Genomic DNA, 1,928 nt, shown 5'->3' with positions numbered 1-1,928 from the left:
GCCGCTCGCCGAGGGGCCCTGGGCGCGCGGCCGGCCGACGCGGCCCGTGCCGGAGGTGGTGGCGGTGCGGGCGGCGCGGGCGTGCGGGGCGGTCGGACGGCTGGTGGCGGACACCCGGCGATCCTCGCACACCGGTGCCCCTCACCACGGTCGGCGGCCCCGGTGAGGGGACGGTAACTCCCGTGTTACGCACGGGCAATGGCGGTGAAGCCGGGCCTCCCTAATTTCTGTCGCATGACAGAAATCCACGAGGCCGAGGCCGGCACCGCCACCACCACGGCCGCCCGCGCCCACGCCAGGTCCCAGGCGGGCACGGTCGTCGACTGCATGCCGCTGCTGCCGCCCCCGCCGGGCACCCTGTGGTCCGAGACCGTCGCCGCCGGCGGCTACACCCACCTCGTCCTCCCGGCCGGCACGGTGGTCACCCTCACCGACCGGGACGGCGACGCCTGCGCGCACCTCCTGCTGTACGTCACCGGGCGGCCGTGGGAGCGGCTGAACGCGGCCGACACCGTCAAGGTGCAGTGGAACGCCTACCTCACCGAGGGCAGCCAGCTGCTCTCCGACCAGGGCCGGGTGCTCGCCACCCTGGTCGAGGACACCTCCGGCCGGCACGACGCGCTGGCCGGCACCTCCACCGCCGCCCGCAACACCGCCCGCTACGGCGACGGCGCCGCGCACGGCCCCTCCCCCGCGGGCCGCGAGCTGCTCGCCCTGGCCGCCGCCAAGCACGGCCTGACCCGGCGCGACCTGCCCGCCCCGGTCTCCTTCTTCCGGGGCGTGACCGTCGCCGCGGACGGCACCCTGCACCCGACCGGCTCGGCCGGCCCCGGCACCCGGGTCGTCCTGCGCCTGGAGCAGCACACCACCCTGCTGCTCGCCAACACCGCCCACCCGCTGGACCCGCGTCCGGCCTGGCACTGCTCGCCGCTGCAGGTCACCGCCGTGCCCGGCGAGGTGACCGGCCCCGGCGACCCGCACTGGGACGCCACGCCCGAACGCCACCGCGCCCACCTCAACACCGCCGCCCTGGGGGCCCGATGACCGTCCTGCTCGACGCCGAGGTGCCCGCCCGCGGCGCCTGGTCCGCCGTCGTCCGCCGCGGACAGCTGCTCACCGTCACCGACCTGCACGGCAACCAGGCCGTGGACTGCCTGGTCTACGACGCCCACGACCCGTCCGTCCGCTACAGCGCCGCCGACACCCTGCAGGCCCAGGGCTCGGTCTTCGTCGACAAGGGCACCGTGCTGCTCTCCACCGAGCACACCCCGCTGATGACGGTGGTCGAGGACGACTGCGGCCGGCACGACACCATCGCCGGGGCCTGCTCCAAGGAGTCCAACACCCTGCGCTACGGCCACCACACCTGGTCGCAGCACGCCTGTGTGGAGAACTTCCTCGCCGAGGGCGCCCGGCACGGCCTCGGCAAGCGCGACCTGGTCTCCAACATCAACTGGTACATGAACGTGCCGGTCGAGGCGGACGGCACCCTCGGCATCGTCGACGGCCTCTCCGCCGCCGGCCTGCGGGTCGTGCTGCGGGCCGAGACGGACGTCCTGGTGCTGGTCTCCAACTGCCCGCAGATCAACAACCCGTGCAACGGCTTCGACCCGACGCCCGTCCGCATGACGATCACCGAGGACTGAGCGGGAACCATGGCCTACGACACCCTGCTGATCGCCAACCGCGGCGAGATCGCCGCCCGGATCGTCCGTACCGCGCGCCGGATCGGCATCGCCACCGTCGCCGTGTACTCCGACCCGGACCGCTCCGCGCCGCACGTCCGGCTCGCCGACCACGCGGTGCGGCTCGGCCCGGCCGCCGCCAAGGACAGCTACCTGCGCACCGACCTGGTGCTGCAGGCCGCCCACGACAGCGGAGCCGGTGCGGTCCACCCCGGCTACGGGTTCCTCTCCGAGGACGCCGCC

3 protein-coding genes are annotated in these 1,928 nt (G+C 74.8%); all 3 read left to right on the top strand.

The window, feature by feature from the left end; translation table 11 throughout:
• Nucleotides 1–234: 234 nt before the first annotated feature.
• Nucleotides 235–1,044, top strand: coding sequence for an urea amidolyase associated protein UAAP1 (locus tag ABZ641_RS35370; protein WP_359988504.1), 810 nt, complete (start codon nucleotides 235–237; stop codon nucleotides 1,042–1,044).
• Nucleotides 1,041–1,646 carry an urea amidolyase associated protein UAAP2 gene (locus tag ABZ641_RS35365; RefSeq protein WP_344621620.1) on the top strand — a complete coding sequence of 202 codons (606 nt, stop codon included), beginning with the start codon at nucleotides 1,041–1,043 and terminating at the stop codon, nucleotides 1,644–1,646. The genes ABZ641_RS35370 and ABZ641_RS35365 overlap by 4 nt, the downstream gene beginning before the upstream one ends.
• A 9-nt stretch (nucleotides 1,647–1,655) precedes the next feature.
• The coding region (locus ABZ641_RS35360) for a biotin carboxylase N-terminal domain-containing protein (protein ID WP_359988502.1) at nucleotides 1,656–1,928 on the top strand (273 nt) is incomplete at its 3' end.

Origin of the sequence: Kitasatospora sp. NPDC007106 (genome assembly GCF_040634455.1) — a bacterium.
GTDB lineage: Bacteria > Actinomycetota > Actinomycetes > Streptomycetales > Streptomycetaceae > Kitasatospora > Kitasatospora arboriphila.
Note: the sequence above shows the minus strand (reverse complement) of the source record. Positions and strands in the feature narration are given on the sequence as shown.